The 16,776-nt window shown below is 71.7% G+C and carries 15 protein-coding genes; 1 reads left to right on the top strand and 14 read right to left on the bottom strand.

Going from position 1 to position 16,776, the window contains the following annotated elements; genetic code table 11:
- The 8 genes from ABE438_RS15780 to rimP all read right to left on the bottom strand — a co-directional run.
- The coding region (locus ABE438_RS15780) for an AAA family ATPase (protein ID WP_346503599.1) at positions 1 to 988 on the bottom strand (988 nt) is incomplete at its 3' end.
- Positions 985 to 2,109 carry a metallophosphoesterase family protein gene (locus ABE438_RS15775; RefSeq protein ID WP_346503598.1) on the bottom strand — a complete coding sequence of 375 codons (1,125 nt, stop codon included), beginning with the start codon at positions 2,107 to 2,109 and terminating at the stop codon, positions 985 to 987. The genes ABE438_RS15775 and ABE438_RS15780, both read right to left, overlap by 4 nt.
- 106 nt (positions 2,110 to 2,215) lie before the next feature.
- Positions 2,216 to 3,169 carry a tRNA pseudouridine(55) synthase TruB gene (gene truB, locus ABE438_RS15770; RefSeq protein ID WP_346503597.1) on the bottom strand — a complete coding sequence of 318 codons (954 nt, stop codon included), beginning with the start codon at positions 3,167 to 3,169 and terminating at the stop codon, positions 2,216 to 2,218.
- A complete protein-coding gene (rbfA, locus tag ABE438_RS15765; RefSeq protein WP_346503596.1) occupies positions 3,156 to 3,602 on the bottom strand; it encodes a 30S ribosome-binding factor RbfA in 447 nt (148 codons plus the stop codon). Before rbfA ends, truB begins: the two co-directional genes overlap by 14 nt.
- A 99-nt stretch (positions 3,603 to 3,701) precedes the next feature.
- Complete coding sequence (gene infB, locus ABE438_RS15760; protein ID WP_346503595.1) at positions 3,702 to 6,527, bottom strand: translation initiation factor IF-2; 2,826 nt, start codon at positions 6,525 to 6,527, stop codon at positions 3,702 to 3,704.
- On the bottom strand, positions 6,520 to 7,218 hold the full coding sequence (locus ABE438_RS15755; RefSeq protein ID WP_346503594.1) for an RNA-binding protein: 699 nt from the start codon (positions 7,216 to 7,218) through the stop codon (positions 6,520 to 6,522). Before ABE438_RS15755 ends, infB begins: the two co-directional genes overlap by 8 nt.
- 17 nt (positions 7,219 to 7,235) lie before the next feature.
- Entirely contained in the window at positions 7,236 to 8,843 is a 1,608-nt protein-coding gene (gene nusA, locus ABE438_RS15750) for a transcription termination factor NusA (protein ID WP_346503606.1), read from the bottom strand.
- A 5-nt stretch (positions 8,844 to 8,848) separates the two neighbouring features.
- Positions 8,849 to 9,547, bottom strand: coding sequence for a ribosome maturation factor RimP (rimP, locus tag ABE438_RS15745; RefSeq protein ID WP_346503593.1), 699 nt, complete (start codon positions 9,545 to 9,547; stop codon positions 8,849 to 8,851).
- Positions 9,548 to 9,796: 249 nt separating this feature from the next.
- Here rimP and ABE438_RS15740 point away from each other — a divergent pair, with 249 nt between their 5' ends.
- Positions 9,797 to 10,912 (top strand): DUF2336 domain-containing protein, encoded by a 1,116-nt coding sequence (locus tag ABE438_RS15740; RefSeq protein WP_346503592.1) that lies wholly within the window; start codon positions 9,797 to 9,799, stop codon positions 10,910 to 10,912.
- Here ABE438_RS15740 and trmB read toward each other — a convergent pair.
- The 6 genes from trmB to ybeY form a co-directional block, all read right to left on the bottom strand.
- Positions 10,860 to 11,555, bottom strand: coding sequence for a tRNA (guanine(46)-N(7))-methyltransferase TrmB (gene trmB, locus ABE438_RS15735; protein WP_346503591.1), 696 nt, complete (start codon positions 11,553 to 11,555; stop codon positions 10,860 to 10,862). The two genes, ABE438_RS15740 and trmB, sit on opposite strands and share 53 nt — an antisense overlap.
- A gap of 83 nt (positions 11,556 to 11,638) precedes the next feature.
- Complete coding sequence (metK, locus tag ABE438_RS15730; RefSeq protein WP_346503590.1) at positions 11,639 to 12,847, bottom strand: methionine adenosyltransferase; 1,209 nt, start codon at positions 12,845 to 12,847, stop codon at positions 11,639 to 11,641.
- A 221-nt stretch (positions 12,848 to 13,068) separates the two neighbouring features.
- Positions 13,069 to 13,485 (bottom strand): helix-turn-helix domain-containing protein, encoded by a 417-nt coding sequence (locus ABE438_RS15725; protein ID WP_346503605.1) that lies wholly within the window; start codon positions 13,483 to 13,485, stop codon positions 13,069 to 13,071.
- Positions 13,486 to 13,601: 116 nt separating this feature from the next.
- Entirely contained in the window at positions 13,602 to 15,197 is a 1,596-nt protein-coding gene (lnt, locus tag ABE438_RS15720; RefSeq protein ID WP_346503589.1) for an apolipoprotein N-acyltransferase, read from the bottom strand.
- Positions 15,197 to 16,171, bottom strand: coding sequence for a hemolysin family protein (locus ABE438_RS15715; protein ID WP_346503588.1), 975 nt, complete (start codon positions 16,169 to 16,171; stop codon positions 15,197 to 15,199). The genes lnt and ABE438_RS15715 overlap by 1 nt, the downstream gene beginning before the upstream one ends.
- Positions 16,168 to 16,731 (bottom strand): rRNA maturation RNase YbeY, encoded by a 564-nt coding sequence (gene ybeY, locus ABE438_RS15710; protein ID WP_346503587.1) that lies wholly within the window; start codon positions 16,729 to 16,731, stop codon positions 16,168 to 16,170. Before ybeY ends, ABE438_RS15715 begins: the two co-directional genes overlap by 4 nt.
- Positions 16,732 to 16,776 lie beyond the last annotated feature (45 nt).

Raw genomic sequence — 16,776 nt, 5'->3', positions numbered from 1 at the left:
CCTCACCGCGGCGGGTGCGCGCCGCGGCCGCGGCGGCCTCGGCGGCGGCGAGTTCGCGATCGAGATCGCGGGCGCGCTCCAGCGCGGCGCGATAGCGCTGAAGCTCGCGCTCGGCGGTGTCGTGGCGGCCGCGGGCGAACACCGTCTCGGCCTCAAGCGCCGCGAGCGCGGCGCCATGGGCCTTGGCGTCCGCGAGGGCGGCTTCGGCGGCGGCGGCGGCGCTGCGCAGCGACTGCCGCTCCTCGGGCTTTTCCAGCTCGGCGAGGCGCTTTTGGGCCCTGGCGCGGGCATCGAGCGCCTCGCGCAGCGCCGTCACCTCGGCCAAGAGCCGGCGCTCCTCGGCCTCGTAGCGGGCGCGGTCGTCCAGCGCCGCGGCATAGGGCCCGCCGGTCTTCGGCCGCAGCGTCGCGGTCGCGATCAGCCCGAGCTCGGCCATGCAGGCCTCGATGATCCGCGACATGCGCCGGCCACCGGTGATCGCCTCGACCTCGCCCTGCACCGAGGTGAGCAGGCTCTCGCGCACGCGGCGCTCCTCATCGACCTCGCGGCGGCTGCCCTCCTCGAGCCCGGTCAGCCCTTGGCGCACCCAGAGCAGCCCGGCGGGACCGGCCGCGCCGCCGCGCACCAGCTCGCCGATGAAGCGCTCGGCCTCGTCGGCCTGGGCGACCAGCCGGCCGCTGGCGATCTCGGTGACGCTGGCGAGGCGCTGACCGAGGAAGCGCTTGCGCAGACGATAGCGCCCGCCATCCACCTCGATATCGGCCTCGACCAGCGGATTGCCGCCGCTATAGGGCTGCAGCCGCCTGATGTCCTTGGCGGTGCCGGTATGCGGCTGGAAGAACAGCGCGTGCAGCGCCTCGAAGCTGGTCGACTTGCCGTGCTCATTGGCGGCGCAGAGCACGTTGACGCCGGCGGCGATGCCCTCGATCGCGACGCCGCGCCCGGCGAACCGCCTGACATTGTGCAGCCGCAGCGCCTGGAGCTTCATGCCGCCACCTGCCGCGCATAGGAGAACAGCCGCTGCAGGGCGGCACGCGCCACGGCACGCTCGGCCTGGGAGCGGCCCTCGTCGAGGCTCTCGGCACGCAGCGCCTCGGCCGCCTCGCGCAGGGCGCCGGCCCGGTCGATCAGGTCGAGATCCTCCGCCTCGCAATCGCAGACGAGCGCGTCGCGGACCAGTTCCAGCAAAGCGAATTCCGGCGCGGCCTCGGCCACCGCCGCTTCCAGCGCCGCCGCCGCCGCAAGCCCGGTGCGGCCGGAGGCTGCGATGCGGATCAGGCTCTGGCGGCGCGCCGCCGGCCCCGGGAGCAGCGGGGCCAGCGCCGCCGCGCCATCCTCGCCGGGCAGCAGATGCAGCGGCAGGGTGCGCCAGGCGAAGAGCCCGGTCCCGACCGGGGTGACCTCGGCCGGGGCGCCCGCCCCTGCGATCGCCACCAGAAGCGCCCGGCCCGGCGCGTCGTGCTTGAAGCGGTCGGGCTCCGGCGTGCCGGCGTAATGCGTGCGGGGATCGACCGCGATGGCGCCGTGCCAGTCGCCGAGCGCGAGATAGTCCAGCCCGGCCCGGCGCGCCCGGTCGGGCGCGATCACCTCGGCCGCGACGGCATCCTCGGAGAAGCTGCTGACGGGGCCGTGGGCGAGGCCGAGGCGCAGCGTGCCCTCGGGCGTCGCGGCGCCGTCCATCCACTCGGTGAGATCGCGCCCGGCGCGGCGGGTGGTGCAGGGCGCCGGCAGGAGCACTGCGTCCTCGGCGAGCGCCAGCGGCTGCGGCTCCGTCGCCAGCACGACATTGGCCGGCGCTTCGGCGCGCAGCGCCGCCCAGAGCTGGCTCGCCTGCAGGGAATCGTGATTGCCGGGCAGGATCACCCAGCGCAGTGGCGCCTGCTGGGCCATGGCAGCGAGCGCCTGGCGGCGGATCTCGGGCGCCGGCGTCTCGGTGTCGAAGCTGTCGCCGGCGAGCAGGATGGTGCCGGCGCCCTGCGCCCGTGCCGCGGCCGCCAGCCGGTCGATCACGCCATGGCGCGCCTCGCGCAGCCGGCCGCCCAGATCCTCCGGCAGGTTGCCGAAGCGCTTGCCGAGATGCAGGTCGCCGCTGTGAATGAACCGGAGCATCGCCATCCCTTCACCAGCCGCCCGGCGGGGCGGCAGGCACGGTCGATGGATAGCCGCATCGGCAGAGATTCGCGAGGCCGGCGGCGGGTGCCGTCGGCCAGGGCGCTCAGAGGTTGAAGACGCGGTGCGGGACGAATTCGCCCTGCTCGACCGCGCCGGTGGCGATCAGCACGCCGCCGCTGGTGACGTAGACCGCATCGGTCTCGACGGGCGCGTCGCGGCCGCGCAGCAGCACGCTCTGGCCGCGCTTGAGGCGCAGCGCCGCGTCGCGATGCACGACGATCTCCGGGATGAGCTGGAGCCCGGCCTCGACCGGCATCAGCGCCTCCTCGGCGGCCTCCGGGCCGGCGCGCAGCGGCTCGACCTCGACGGCATCCTCCAGGGTGAAGGGCCCGACGCGGGTGCGGCGCAGATGCGCGACATGGCCGAGGCAGCCGAGCGCGATGCCGAGATCGCGCGCAATGGCGCGGACATAGGTGCCCTTGCCGCATTCGGCCTCGAACGTGGTCGTTTCACCATCATGGCTGACGATGCGCAGCGCCGTGATCTCGACGGGGCGCGCTTCCAGCGTCACCTCCTCGCCGTCGCGGGCGAGGTCGTAGGCGCGCTCGCCGGCGATCTTGATGGCGGAGTATTTCGGCGGGACCTGCTGGATCGTGCCGGTGAAGCGCGGCAGCAGCGCCGCGATCGCCGCCGCATCGGGGCGCAGCTCGGTGGTCGCGACCACGGCACCCTCGCCGTCGTCGGTCTCGGTCTGCGAGCCCCAGGCCACGGTGAAGGCATAGGCCTTGCGCCCGTCCATGACGAAGGGGACCGTCTTGGTCGCCTCGCCGAGCGCGATCGGCAGCAGGCCGGAGGCGAGCGGATCGAGCGTGCCGGCATGGCCGGCCTTCTTGGCCGAGAAGGCCCGCTTCACCACAGCGACCGCATGGGTCGAGGTCATGCCGACGGGCTTGTCGAGCACCACCCAGCCATGGACATCGCGCTTCTTCGGGCGGGGCTGGCGCTCGCCGCGCGGCTCGGCCGCGTCCGGCGCGCCGGTCTCGTCACTCGTCGTCATGGTCGGGGTTCTGCTCGTTCTGGTCGATGCGGAGCGGCTGGCGCAGCGTGTCGCGACGCACCGCCTCGGACTCCAGCAGCGCATCGATGCGCGCCGCCTCGTCGAAGCTCTCATCCTGCCGGAAGCGGACGTCGGGGGCGTATTTCAGGTTCACGCGATGCGCGATCTCGCCGCGGATGTAGCGCTTGTTGGCGTCGAGCGCCTTGAGCACCGCCGCGATGTCCTGCCCGCCGAGCGGCATGATGTAGCAGGTCGCCAGCTTGAGATCGGGCGAGAGCCGGACCTCGGGCACGGTCACGACATGCTTCGCCAGCACGTCGTCATGGATCTCGCCCCGCGCCAGCATCTCGGCGAGGGCGTGGCGGATCAATTCGCCAACGCGCAGCTGCCGCTGGGATGGGCCGGAGCCCTGGGTGTTGGGTTTTTTGGCCATGGTTCTCGTTCTCCGGGATCGGACCGGACGGACGGTTCAGAAAACGCCATGGCCGGGCGAAAGCCCGGCCATGATGGGGTTCCGGGAGCAAGCGGGGCGTCAGAGCGTCCGCTTGATCTCCTCGACGCGGTAGCACTCGATGACGTCGCCGGCGCGCATGTCCTGGTAGTTCTCGAAGGCCATGCCGCATTCCTGGCCGGCCAGGACTTCCTTGGCGTCGTCCTTGAAGCGCTTGAGCTGGCCGAGCTTGCCCTCGTGGACCACGACGCCGTCGCGGATCAGGCGGACATTGGCGCCGCGCTCGATCGTTCCGTCGGTGACGCGGCAGCCGGCGATCTTGCCGACCTTCGAGACGTTGAAGATCTCGAGGATCGTCGCGTTGCCGAGCATGGTCTCGCGCAGCGTCGGCGCCAGCAGGCCCGACATCGCATCCTTCACGTCATCCATCAGGTTGTAGATGATGTTGTAGTAGCGGATCTCGGTATTGCTGCGGTCGGCGGCCTCGCGGGCCTCCTTGTGGGCACGGACGTTGAAGCCGATGACCACCGCGCCGGACGCCTGGGCCAGCGTGATGTCGGATTCGGTGATCGCGCCGACGCCCGAGGAGAGCACGCGGGCGCGCACCTCGTCGTTGCCGACCTTCTCCAGCGCGCCGACGATGGCCTCGACCGAGCCCTGCACGTCCGCCTTGATGACGAGCGGGAACTCCTTGCGGCCGGCGCCTTCCTTGAGCTCGCGCATCATCTCGGCCAGCGAGCGGCCGGCGCCGGAGGCGGCACCGCGCGCGGCGAGACGGTCGCGACGCTGACGCTCGCGGTAGTCGGTGATCTCGCGGGCACGGGCCTCGGACTCGACCACCGCGACGCGGTCGCCGGCCTCGGGCGTGCCGTTGAAGCCGAGCACCTCGACCGGCATGGAGGGCGCAGCCTCCTTCACCTGGGCGCCGACATCGGTGATGAGGGCGCGGACGCGGCCCCATTCCGAACCCGCCACGACGATGTCGCCGGTGCGCAGCGTGCCGCGCTGGACGAGCACCGTGGCGACCGGACCGCGACCGCGGTCCAGCTTGGCCTCGATGACCGTGCCCTCGGCGGGACGCTCGGGATTGGCCCTGAGGTCGAGCACCTCGGCCTGCAGCGTGATCGCCTCGAGCAGGGTGTCGAGGCCGGTGCCGGCCTTGGCCGAGACCTCGACCTCCAGCGTGTCGCCGCCGAGCGACTCCACCTGGATCTCGTACTGCAGCAGCTCGGAGCGCACCCGGTCCGGGTTGGCGTCGGGCTTGTCGACCTTGTTGATCGCGACGATCAGCGGGACCTTGGCGGCCTTGGCGTGATGGATCGCCTCGACCGTCTGCGGCATGACGCCGTCATCGGCGGCGACCACCAGGATGACGATGTCCGTCACCTTGGCGCCGCGGGCGCGCATCGCCGTGAACGCGGCGTGGCCGGGGGTGTCGATGAAGGTCACGGCGCCGCCGCCCTGCGTCGTCACCTGATAGGCGCCGATATGCTGGGTGATGCCGCCGGCCTCGCCGGTGACGACCTTGGTCTTGCGGATCGCGTCGAGCAGCGAGGTCTTGCCGTGGTCGACATGGCCCATGATGGTCACGACCGGCGGACGCGCCTGGAGCGTCTCCTCCGCATCGGCTACGTCGAACAGGCCTTCCTCGACATCCGCCTCGGAGACGCGCTTGACGGTGTGGCCCATCTCCTCGGCGACGAGCTGGGCGGTGTCGGCGTCGATCACATCGGTGATCTTGTGCATCGCGCCCTGCTTCATCAGCAGGCGGATGACATCGACGCCGCGCTCCGACATGCGGTTCGCGAGTTCCTGGATGGTGATCGTCTCGGGGATGATCACCTCGCGCATCACCCGCTCCTTCTGGACGTCGGAGGGACGATGGCCCGTCATGCGCTGGACGCGGCGACGGAAGGAGGCGACCGAGCGTGTCCGCTCGTCGTCACCGCCGGTCGCCTTGGAGAGCGTCAGGCGGCCACGCGGCTTCTCGCCGACCTTCGGGGTCTTGGGAGCCGTGGGCGGCGCGCCACGCGGCGCACCGGCCGGGCTGCCGCCGGGACGACGGAACGGGGTACGGGCCTCGCCCTCCTCGGGACGGCCGGCGCGCGGAGCCGCCGAAGGCGCCTGGCGCGTCGGACGGGCCACCACCGGCTCGGCAGGGGCGCTGGCGTCGGGACGCGGCGGGCGCGGGCCTTCCGGGCGCGGCGGACGGAAGTCGAGCCGCGGCGGACGGGCGCCGACATCGCGGGCGGGGCGGGGGCCGCCGAACTCGCGCGGGCCGGACGAGGCCGGGCGCGGCGACTGGCCGTAAGGGGCGGCGGCGGGGCGCTCGGCCTGCGAGGCCGGGTCGCGCTGCGGCGCAGGGGCGGCGGGACGCGGCGCGGGCGCCTCCTCGGTCATGCGCTGACGCATGGCCGTGTCGGCACGACGCTTGAGCTCGTCCTCCTGGCGGCGACGCTCCTCCTCCTCGCGCTGGCGGGCCTGGGCGGCCTCGCGCTCGGCACGCTCGCGCTCGGCGGCGGCGGCGCGCTGGCGGGCCTCTTCCTCGGCGCGAGCGCGGGCCTCGGCCTCATGGCTGCGGGCATCGGCGAGAGCGCGCTGACGCGCCTCCTTCTCCTCGTCGGAGAGGGTGCGCAGCAGCATGCCGCCGGCGGGACGCGAGGCGGCCGGAGGCGGCGCGGACGGGCGCGGCGGCTGGGGAGCCGGCTGCGGGGCGCGCGGGGCGGGAGCGGCGGGCGCCGGCTCGTGACCGCTGACGCGGCGCTTGACCTCGACGACGACCTGCTTCGAGCGCCCGTGCGAGAAGCTCTGCCGAACCGTGCTCTGCTCGACCGGCCGCTTGAGCGACAACGTCTTAGGCGGCGTCACGCTCAAGGTCTTGTCGCCAGGGTTCTTGGTATCAGTCATCCGCTATCGGTCCTGCCCGTTCGGTCTTCTCGTGATCGCGCGCTTCGGAGTCCACCGGGTCGGTGAACGGTGTCGTGCCGGCATCTCCCGTCCTGTAGCGGACGAGACGACGCCAGCGCGCGAGGAAACCCTCGGTCGCCGGTCCCGGAGCGAGGGCAGCATGTATCACATGCTCACGCCCGAGCGCCAGTTCCAGTTCCGCCGAGGCGAAAATCGCCACGACCGGAACCGTCCGGCCGGTCTCCGCGGACGCGCGCCGCAGGACCTGACCCATTTTTCGGCGGCCGTCATCGGCGCCGTCGCTGGCCATGAGCACGGCCGCAGCCCGCCCCGACGCGATCGACGCCTCGACCTTCGCGAAGCCGGCTACCACGAGTCCGGCCTTGTTGGCCATGGCCAGAGCCTGCACGGCGTCCCGCGCCAGAAGCGTATCGACCTGTTCCGGCAGGCCTGCGGGCACCGTGACCTTGGCCTTGAGCGAGCGCTCGAAGGCCTTGCGCCGCACCCCCTCGGCGACCGTGGCGGCCGAGAGGCCGACCCAGACGCCGCGGCCCGGCAGCTTGCGCCTGATGTCGGGCACCAGGACGCCGTCCGGCCCCGCGACGAAGCGGAGCAGAGCCTCGGGCGGGCAGGCCTGGCGCGTCACCGCGCAGGTCCGCTCCTGCCCCTCCTTCTCGGCGCGACGGCTCACGGCCCGCGGCTCCGCAATCAGCCCTGCGCCTCCTCGGCGCCGGCTTCGTCCTCGGCCTCGGCTTCGACCTCGTCCTGCGGGGCCTCGACCCAGCCGGCCAGGATGCGCGCCGCCATGACCATGGCCTCGGCGTCCTGACGCGACAGGTCGAACCCGTCGAGATAGCCGGCGTGGCGGGTGCTCTCGCCGTCCTTGCGCTCGGTCCAGCCGACGAGATCGTCGGTGGCGCAGCCGGCGAGATCCTCGACGCTCTTCACCTCGTTCTCGCCGAGCGCGACCATCATCGCGGTGGTGACGCCGGCGACGTCGCGCAGATTGTCCTCGACGCCGAGCGCCCGACGCTTCTCGTCGAGCTCGGCCTCGATCGCCGCCAGGTAGTCCTGGGCGCGGCTCTGGATCTCGGCGGCGGTGTCCTCGTCGAAGCCCTCGATCGAGGAGAGCTCGCTCGGCTCGACATAGGCGACCTCCTCGACGGAGCGGAAGCCTTCCGAGGCGAGCAGCTGGCCGACGGTCTCGTCGACGTTCAGCGCGTTCATGAAGATGTCGGTGCGCTGCACGAACTCCTTCTGGCGGCGCTCCGATTCCTCGGCCTCGGTCAGGATGTCGATGTCCCAGCCGGTCAGCTGCGAGGCGAGGCGCACGTTCTGGCCGCGGCGGCCGATGGCGAGCGAGAGCTGCTCGTCCGGCACCACCACCTCGATCTTGTCGGCCTCCTCGTCGAGCACGACCTTGGCGACTTCCGCCGGCTGCAGCGCGTTGACGACGAAGGTCGCGACGTCGGGCGACCACGGGATGATGTCGATCTTCTCGCCCTGCAGCTCGCCGACCACGGCCTGCACGCGCGAGCCGCGCATGCCGACGCAGGCGCCGACCGGATCGATCGAGGAATCGCGGCTGATCACGGCGATCTTGGCGCGCGAACCCGGATCGCGGGCGACGGCTTTCACCTCGACGATGCCGTCGTAGATCTCCGGCACTTCCTGGCCGAAGAGCTTGGCCATGAACTGCGGATGGGTGCGCGACAGGAAGATCTGCGGGCCGCGCGGCTCGCGGCGCACGTCGTAGACATAGGCGCGGGCGCGGTCGCCGACCTTGAAGGTCTCGCGCGGGATCATCTCGTCGCGGCGGATGATCGCCTCGCCGCGGCCGAGATCGACGAAGACGTTGCCGTATTCGACGCGCTTGACCGCGCCGTTGACGATCTCGCCGATGCGGTCCTTGTACTCGTCGTACTGGCGGTCGCGCTCGGCCTCGCGCACCTTCTGCACGATGACCTGCTTGGCCGACTGGGCGGCGATGCGGCCGAAATCGAAGGGCGGCAGCGGATCGGCGATCACGTCGCCGACCTGAGCGGCCGGGTTGTGGCGCTTGGCCTCGTCCACGGTGATCTCGACGGCGCCGTTCTCGACCTGGTCGACGACCTGGAGATGGCGGGCGAGACGCAGCTCGCCGGAGCGCGGGTTGATCTCGGCATGGACATCGGTCTCGGCGCCGTAGCGCGAGCGCGCGGCCTTGGCGATCGCGTCCTGCATCGCGTCGATGACGATCTGGCGGTCGATGGACTTCTCGCGGGCGACCGCGTCGGCGATCTGCAACAGCTCGAGCCGGTTGGCGCTGACGGCCATGTCGCTCACTCCTCTTCCTGTTTCGTCTGTTGCGGGCCCTTCGGACCCTTGCCCGGCTTGCGCGCGGCGGGGTCGCGCGGGCCGAGGGACTTGCGCCCCGGCAGCGGCTGCGCGATCTCGTCGGCCGGCGGCATCTCGGGCGCGAGCCCGGACTTGCCGCGGCGCAGCGACTCGGTGACCAGCGCGTCGGTCAGCACCAGCCGCGCATCGTCGATCAGGCGCATCGGGATCGCGACCTCGCGCTCCTCGTCGCTCTTGGCGTCGTCGCGCGAGAGCAGCACGTTGCTTCCCTCTGCGCCGCGCAGGATGCCGCGGAAGCGCTTGCGGCCGGCATGCGGCTCGCTGGTGTCGATCTTGGTCAGGTGGCCGGCCCAGCGCACGAAGTCGCCCGGGCGCACCAGCGGCCGGTCGATGCCCGGCGAGGACACTTCGAGATGATAGGCGGCCTGCACCGGATCGTCGACGTCGAGCGCCGGCGAGACGGCCTGGCTGACGGCCTCGCAGCCCTCGACGGTCATGGTGCCGTCCGGCAGCTCGGCCATGATCTGCACCGTGCAGCCGTTCTGCCCCGTCACCCGCACCCGCACGAGACGGTAACCGAGATCGACGATCGCCGGCTCGACGATCGCCGCGACGCGCGCCGCAACGCCGCTCTCGACGACGATCCGCGCCTCCAGATCCTGCGTGTCCTGCTCGCTCGCCATTACCTTCGCCTTCACGGGCCGGCGCGGCCCGCCCGCGCCCGCCAGGGCTACCGGCCAACAAAAAAGAGCGGGCCGGCCGGCCCGCTCTTGATCACCGGCTTTCACCGAAACCAGAGCTGTTGGCGCCTATCTAGAGCCGATCGGCCCATGTTGCAAGCCTCGCCGCGCCCGCGGAGCCCGCGGCGCGCTAACCCGATGGTCACTGTTGCCGGCTAGGCTGCGCCGAGAAAAACCAGCGAGGGCAGGGTGATGAGCCCCATCGGCGCGCTGCTGCGCGATCTCGAGACCACCTTGGCGCGGGAGTCCGAGGACGATCGCGCCGTGATCCTGTCGCGGCTGACCGATCTCTTCCTGAGCACGGCCGACGGCATGGCCGAGGACCAGATCGGCGTGTTCGACGTGGTGATCGGCCGCCTCGCCCGCGCCATCGAGTCGCGGGCGCGGATCGAGCTCTCCGAGCGGCTGGCGCCGGTGGCGAGCGCGCCGTCGGGCGTGATCCGGCAGCTGGCGCTCGACGACATCGCCGTGGCCCGGCCCGTCCTCGTCGCCTCGCCGCGCCTCTCCGACCGCGACCTGGTGGCGATCGCCTCGGCCAAGGGCCGCGACCATATGCTGGCGATCACCGAGCGCGCCGATCTCGGCGAACCGGTCACCGACTTCCTGATCCTGCGCGGCGGGCGCGTCGTCACCCATGCGGTCGCGGCCAACCAGAGCGCGCGCTTCTCGCGCCACGGCATGGGCGTGCTGGTGATGCGCGCCGCCCAGGACGACGCGCTGCAGGCGACGCTCGGCACCCGCGCCGACATTCCAGACGACCTGACATCCCAGCTGATGGAGGCCGCCAAGGCCTCGGCGCGGCGGCGGCTGGAAGCCTCGCTGGAGCCGACCATGGCGGAGGCGGTGGCGGGTGCCGTCGCCCGCAGCGCCGAGACGGTCGAGGCGCATATTCCGGTCGGCGACGGCTTCGGCCGCTTCGGGGCGGCGCTGGCGCAGATCCGCATGCTCGACGAGAGCGGCGCGCTGGACGAGGCGATGGTCGCAGCCCATGCCGAGGCCGGCCGGGCCGAGCACGCGATCTGCGGGCTGGCGGTGCTGACCGGGCTGTCGCTGCCCTCGGCCGAGCAGATCGTGATGGGTCCCGACCGCGAGGCCGTGCTGCTGATCGCGCGCGGCATGGACTGGGGCTGGCCGACGGCGCGCAGCCTGATCGGCCTGCGCAAGAGCGAGGCGGGCTCGGCCGGGGCGCTGGAACGCGCGCAGCGCAGCTTCGACGGGCTGGCGCCGATGACGGCGCGGCGCGTGCTCGGCTTCCTCAGGATGCGCGACGGCGCGCAGTCAGATAGCTCGGCACACGTCCGAACCTGATCGCCTTGGCCTCGTAGCGGGTGCGGACCCAGCCCGGATAGGGCTGGCGCCAGTCCTCGGCCGCCTCGTCGACCCAGTCGAAATCGGCCGAGGCGAGCAGGCGCGACAGCGTCCAGCCGACATAGTCGTCGATGTCGCTGGCGAAGCGGAAGCGGCCGTTCGGCACCAGCACGCGGGCCAGCAGGGCGAGCGTGCGCTCCGAGACGAAGCGGCGCTTGCGCTGGCGGCGCTTCGGCCAGGGATCGGGATAGAGCAGGTCGACCGCGTCGATGCTCGCCGCCGGCAGGCGCGGCAGCAGCAGCGCGGCGTCGCCGTCCCATAGCCGGACGTTCTTCAACCCCTCCTGCTCGATCACGGCGAGGAACTTCGCCATGCCGTTGACGAAGGGCTCGACGCCGATGAAGCCGATCTCCGGGCTCTCGCGCATGCGCGCCAGCAGGTGCTCGCCGCCGCCGAAGCCGATCTCGAGCCGGACCTTGCTCACCGGCACCGGGAAGAGCACGGCCAAGTCGGCGATCTCGCCTTCGGGCAGGCGCAGCGCCGGCAGCAGCTCCGCGACGCGCCCGGCCTGGCCGTCGCGCAGCCCCTTGCCCTTGCGGCGGCCGAAGAAGGCCCGGTCGGTATCCTGCTGGTCGCTGGTCATGCTCGCGCCTCTGCGGCGGGGAAACGAATGAAAACGGCCGGGGCTCAGCGCCCCGGCCGGATCTGTCGCGAACGCGGCGCCTGTCAGGCGGCGACCGCCTTCTTCAGCGCGTCGACCAGATCGGTCTTCTCCCAGGAGAAGCTGCCGTCGCGGCCGGCCTTGCGGCCGAAATGGCCGTAGGCCGCGGTCTTGGCGTAGATCGCCTTGTTGAGGCCGAGATGGGTGCGGATGCCACGCGGCGTCAGGTCCATGACCTCGCCCAGGACCGCCTCGAGCCTGGCCTCGTCGACCTTGCCGGTGCCGTGCAGGTCGACATAGATCGACAGGGGCTTGGCGACGCCGATGGCATAGGAGAGCTGGATGGTGCAGCGATCGGCCAGCTTGGCGGCCACCACGTTCTTGGCGAGGTAGCGCGCCGCATAGGCGGCCGAGCGGTCGACCTTGGTCGGGTCCTTGCCCGAGAAGGCGCCGCCGCCATGCGGAGCCGCGCCGCCATAGGTGTCGACGATGATCTTGCGGCCGGTCAGGCCGGAATCGCCGTCGGGACCGCCGATCACGAACTTGCCCGTCGGGTTGACGTGCCAGACGGTGTCCTTGGAGATCCAGCCCTCGGGCAGGGTCTGGCGGATATAGGGCTCGACGATCCGGCGAACATCGGCCGAGGACAGCGACTCGTCGAGATGCTGGGTCGAGAGCACGATCTGCGTCACGCCGACCGGCTTGCCGTTCTCGTATTTGACGGTGACCTGGCTCTTGGCGTCGGGGCCGAGCTTAGCCGCGTCGCCCTCGCCCGCATGGCGGGCCTTGGCCAGCACCTCGAGGATCTTGTGGGCGTAGTAGATCGGCGCCGGCATCAGCTCGGGCGTCTCGCGGCAGGCATAGCCGAACATGATGCCCTGGTCGCCGGCACCGACGTCCTTGTTGCTGGCCTCGTCGACGCCCTGGGCGATGTCGGCGGACTGCGGATGCAGCAGCACGTCGATCTTCGCCTTCTTCCAGTGGAAGCCGTCCTGCTCGTAGCCGATGTTGCGGATCGCCTTGCGGGCGACCGACTTCACCTTCGACTTGATCTGCTTGGCGTCGAGATTGGTGCGGACCTCGCCGGCGATGACGACGCGGTTGGTGGTGGCGAGCGTCTCGGCGGCGACGCGGACCTGCGACGGGTCGAGGCCGCCCTTGACGGCCTCCTTGAAGAAGAGATCGACGATCTCGTCCGAGATGCGGTCACAGACCTTGTCGGGATGGCCTTCGGACACCGACTCGCTGGTGAAGAGATAATTCTGGCGCGACACGGACGAAAAATCCTCGTTGAGACGCTGGGAAGGTGACGACCGACGAATGCCGGGCCATGGCACAAAACGGTCAGTCTCATCGCAGCGAGCATGTTCGCCGTCAAGGTCGTATTCGTTTCCCGAAGCCATACGTTCGCCATGCCGAACGATTTTTTCGCGAAATCGGCGATTTTCGGCAGATCAGCGTTAACGGCGGGCCGCGGTCCGCGCCGTGGCGCGGCTCAGGAGGCGGCCGTCTCGTCCGCATCCTCGGCCAGCGCCTCGACCAGCTCGACGACGCGGCGGCGCACCCGCGGATTGCGGATGCGCACAAAGGCCTTGGTGAGCTGCACACCCTCGCTGGTGGCGAGGAAGTCCGAGACATAGGAGGTCGCGGCCATGTCGGCGAAGCCGCCTTCCGGGGCGGCGCCGGTCGGCGCGCCCTCGAAGAAGAACGCCACCGGCACCTCGAGCATCTGCGCGATCTGCTGCAGGCGGCTCGCACTGATGCGGTTCGAGCCCTTCTCGTATTTCTGGACCTGCTGGAAGGTCAGCCCCAGCGCCTCGCCGAGCTTCTCCTGGCTGACGCCGGCCAGCATCCGGCGCATGCGGACACGGCTGCCGACATGGCGATCGATCGGGTTGGGAGTCTTCTTCACCATCGGGCTCGCGGGATCGATCCCTGTCCTTCAGCGCGTCGGTTCAGGGCGAGGAGTGCCCGCGGCGGGTAGGGTAAAGGTCGCGAACTCCCGCCGGACAAGGCGTCGATCGCGGGTCATCGCAAGCGTCTTGATAGCCCAAGAAGCAAGACCGCGACAACCAGAGCCGCGAAGATAAGATCGCCGTAGCGCGCATAGGGCGTCATGGCGCCCGCCTGCGGCAGGCTGGCGTCGAGCACCCCGGTGCGGCCGAGCGCGAGCGAGGCCCGGACCCGGCCATAGGCATCGACCACGCCGGAGATGCCGGTATTGGCGACGCGCACCAGCGGCAGCCCCTCCTCGACGGCACGCAGCCGCGCCTGGGCGAAATGCTGGTAGGGGCCGCTGGTCTGGCCGAACCAGCCGTCATTGGTCAGGTTGAGGATGTAGCCCGGCCGCGGGCCCGCCGGCATGGCGGCGCCGGGGAAGACGACCTCGTAGCAGATCAGCGCGGCGGCCGGCGGCAGGCCCGGCGCCATCAGCGGGGTGCGATAGGCGCCCGAGGCGAAGCCGCCCGGCACCGAGACGAATTCCGAGAGGCCGAGCGCGCGGATCAGCCGGTCGAGCACCGGCGGCAGGTATTCGCCGAAGGGGACGAGGTGCACCTTGTCGTAGCTGGCGCGGATCACGCCCTCGTCGTCGACGACCTGGATGGCGTTATAGATCGGCGGCCGGCTCTCGCCCGGCAGCGTCTCGCCGGCGCGTGCCGCCCCGGTCACCAGCGTGACGCCCGGCGGCAGCAGCGCCGCGATGCGCGAGAGCGCCTGCGGCGTGCGCCCGAGCAGGAACGGGAAGGCCGATTCCGGCCAGATCAGATGGGTGACGTCCTGCACGCCGGAGGTGGATGGCCCGGTCGCGCGGTCGCTGAGCGCGAGATAATGGGCGAGGATGGCCTCGCTGTTGCGGGCGTTGAACTTGGCGTCCTGCGGCAGATTGGGCTGCATCAGGCGCAGCTTCACCCCCGCGACGGCCGGCACGGGCGACGCCGGCACCCGCCAGGCGCCGAACCCGGCCATGGAAACGAGCACGAGGGCGGCCAGCGCCGGGGCACGCCAGCGGGCGAGGCCGCTTTCGCCGGACGCGAGCGTCGCCGGGGCGGCGCCGATCGCCACGACCAGCACCGTCATGCCGTAGAGGCCGACCAGCGAGGCGCTCTGCGCCAGCCATTCCGAGCCGGCCAGCATCATGCCGTAGACGTTCCAGGGGAAGCCGGTCAGGACATGGCCGCGCAGCCATTCGCTCAGCGCCAGCATCGCCGCCAGCACCAGGATGCGCCCCGCCCCCTCCGGCCAGAGCAGCCGGGCGGCGGCGAAGCCCAGCGCCGGGAACAGCGCCAGAAAGGCCGGCAGCGCCACCACGCCGAGGGGCATCGCCCAGGCGAACTTGTCGGCCTCGACCAGGAAGGCGGCGCCGAGCCACCAGAGCCCGGCAAGATGGAAGCCGAAGCCCCACCACCAGCCGGCGAAGAAGGCGGCGCGCAAGCGGCCGGCGCGGCCCTGCGCCACCGAGCCGTCGAGCAGCCAGACCGCCGCCGTCATCGGGATGACGAGCGCCGGCCAGAGATCGAGCGGCGCCAGCGCCAGCGCGCCCGCCGCACCGGCGAGCAGCGCAATCAGGCGCCGCGGCCAGCCCCAGGCGAGCACGACGCGGTCGGCCAGGGCCGGCAGGAGCATCAGGAGGCTTCCGGCAGGCTCGCCTCGCCGGTCGCGACCGGGTCGCGGCGGCGGATGCGCAGGCGCTTGACCCGGCGCGGATCGGCATCGAGCACCTCGAAGAGCAGGCCTTCCGGCCCCTCGACCTCCTCGCCCCGGGCCGGGACATGGCCGGCGAGGGTGACGATCAGCCCGCCGAGCGTGTCGACGTCGTCGGCGACCTCGGCGCGGGAGAGGTCTATTCCCGTCGCCTCGCGCAACTCCTCGAGGGTGGCGCGCGCATCGGCGATGAAGGCGTCCTCGCCGGCCGGCGCGATCGTCGGGCCCTCGTCATGGTCGTGCTCGTCCTCGATCTCGCCGACGACGATCTCGATCAGGTCCTCGATCGAGATCAGCCCGTCCGTGCCGCCATACTCGTCGATGACCAGCGCGATATGGGTGCGGGTGGCCTGCATGCGCACCAGCAGGTCGACCGCCGGCATGGAGGGCGGGACATAGAGCACCGGGCGCTGGATATTGGCCTGCTCGATCGTGGTGGCGAGGTCGATGGTGACCTTGCCGGGACCGTTGCCGGCGGTGGCGCCGTCCGGCACCGCGCTCATCGCGATGAAGTCCATGAAGTCGCGGATATGGATCATGCCGCGCGGATCGTCGAGGCTCTCGCCATAGACCGGCAGGCGCGAATGCCCGGCGGCGCGGAAGCGCGCCATCAGCTCGGCGAGCGAGGCGTCGATCGGCACCGCGACGATGTCGGCGCGCGGGATCATCACGTCGTCGACCCGGCGCTCGCGCATGCCGAGCACGTTGGAGAGCATCGCCCGCTCCTGCGGGCTCAGATCGGCGACGCCGCCATCCTGCTGGGCCAGCGCCTCGGTGATGTCCTCGCGGACGGAGCCGACATGGCGCAGGCCGAGATTGTCGAGGAAGTGGCCGAGCCAGTGCGCCAGGCCGCGGCCGGGGGCGTCCTGGCCCGGAGATCGGGGGTCGTCGCTCATGACACTGTCGAAGTCTTCGCTTCTCTGGGGGCCGCGTCCACCCGCGGCGGGGCCGGGTCCGGTTCGGACCCTGCATAGGGATCGGCGATGCCGAGGCGCGCCAGCGCCGCGGTCTCCAGCGCCTCCATGCGCTGGGCCTCCTCCTCGGTCTCGTGATCCTCGCCGAGCAGATGCAGCAGGCCGTGGATGACGAGATGGCTGACATGATCGGCGAAGCGCTTGCCCTCGGCCTCGGCCTCGCGCGCCACGGTCTCGTAGGCGATGACCACGTCGCCGAGCACCGGGCTTTCCGCGACGCGCTCGACCGGCGCGGCGGGGAAGGAGAGCACGTTGGTCGGCTTGTCGAAGCCGCGCCAGTCGCGGTTGATCACGCGGATGCGCCTGTCGTCGGTGAGCAGCAGGCTGAGCTCGGCGCCCGGCATCGGACGCACCGGCGCCAGGGCGAGCGCGGCCTCGACCGCCTCGCCGACGCGCGCGCGCAAGGATGCGAGGTCGCCGGCCTCGCGCCAGCGGCGTGCCTGCATCCTGACGGAGATCGCCGGGCCCGTCTCGGCCGGCATGTCGGCACCTTGTCGCGGCGCTGCGCGCCGCGATCGAGGTCGGTC

This window comes from Allobosea sp. TWI1241 (assembly GCF_039673065.1).
Classification (GTDB): Bacteria; Pseudomonadota; Alphaproteobacteria; order Rhizobiales; family Beijerinckiaceae; genus Allobosea.
Note: the sequence above shows the minus strand (reverse complement) of the source record. Positions and strands in the feature narration are given on the sequence as shown.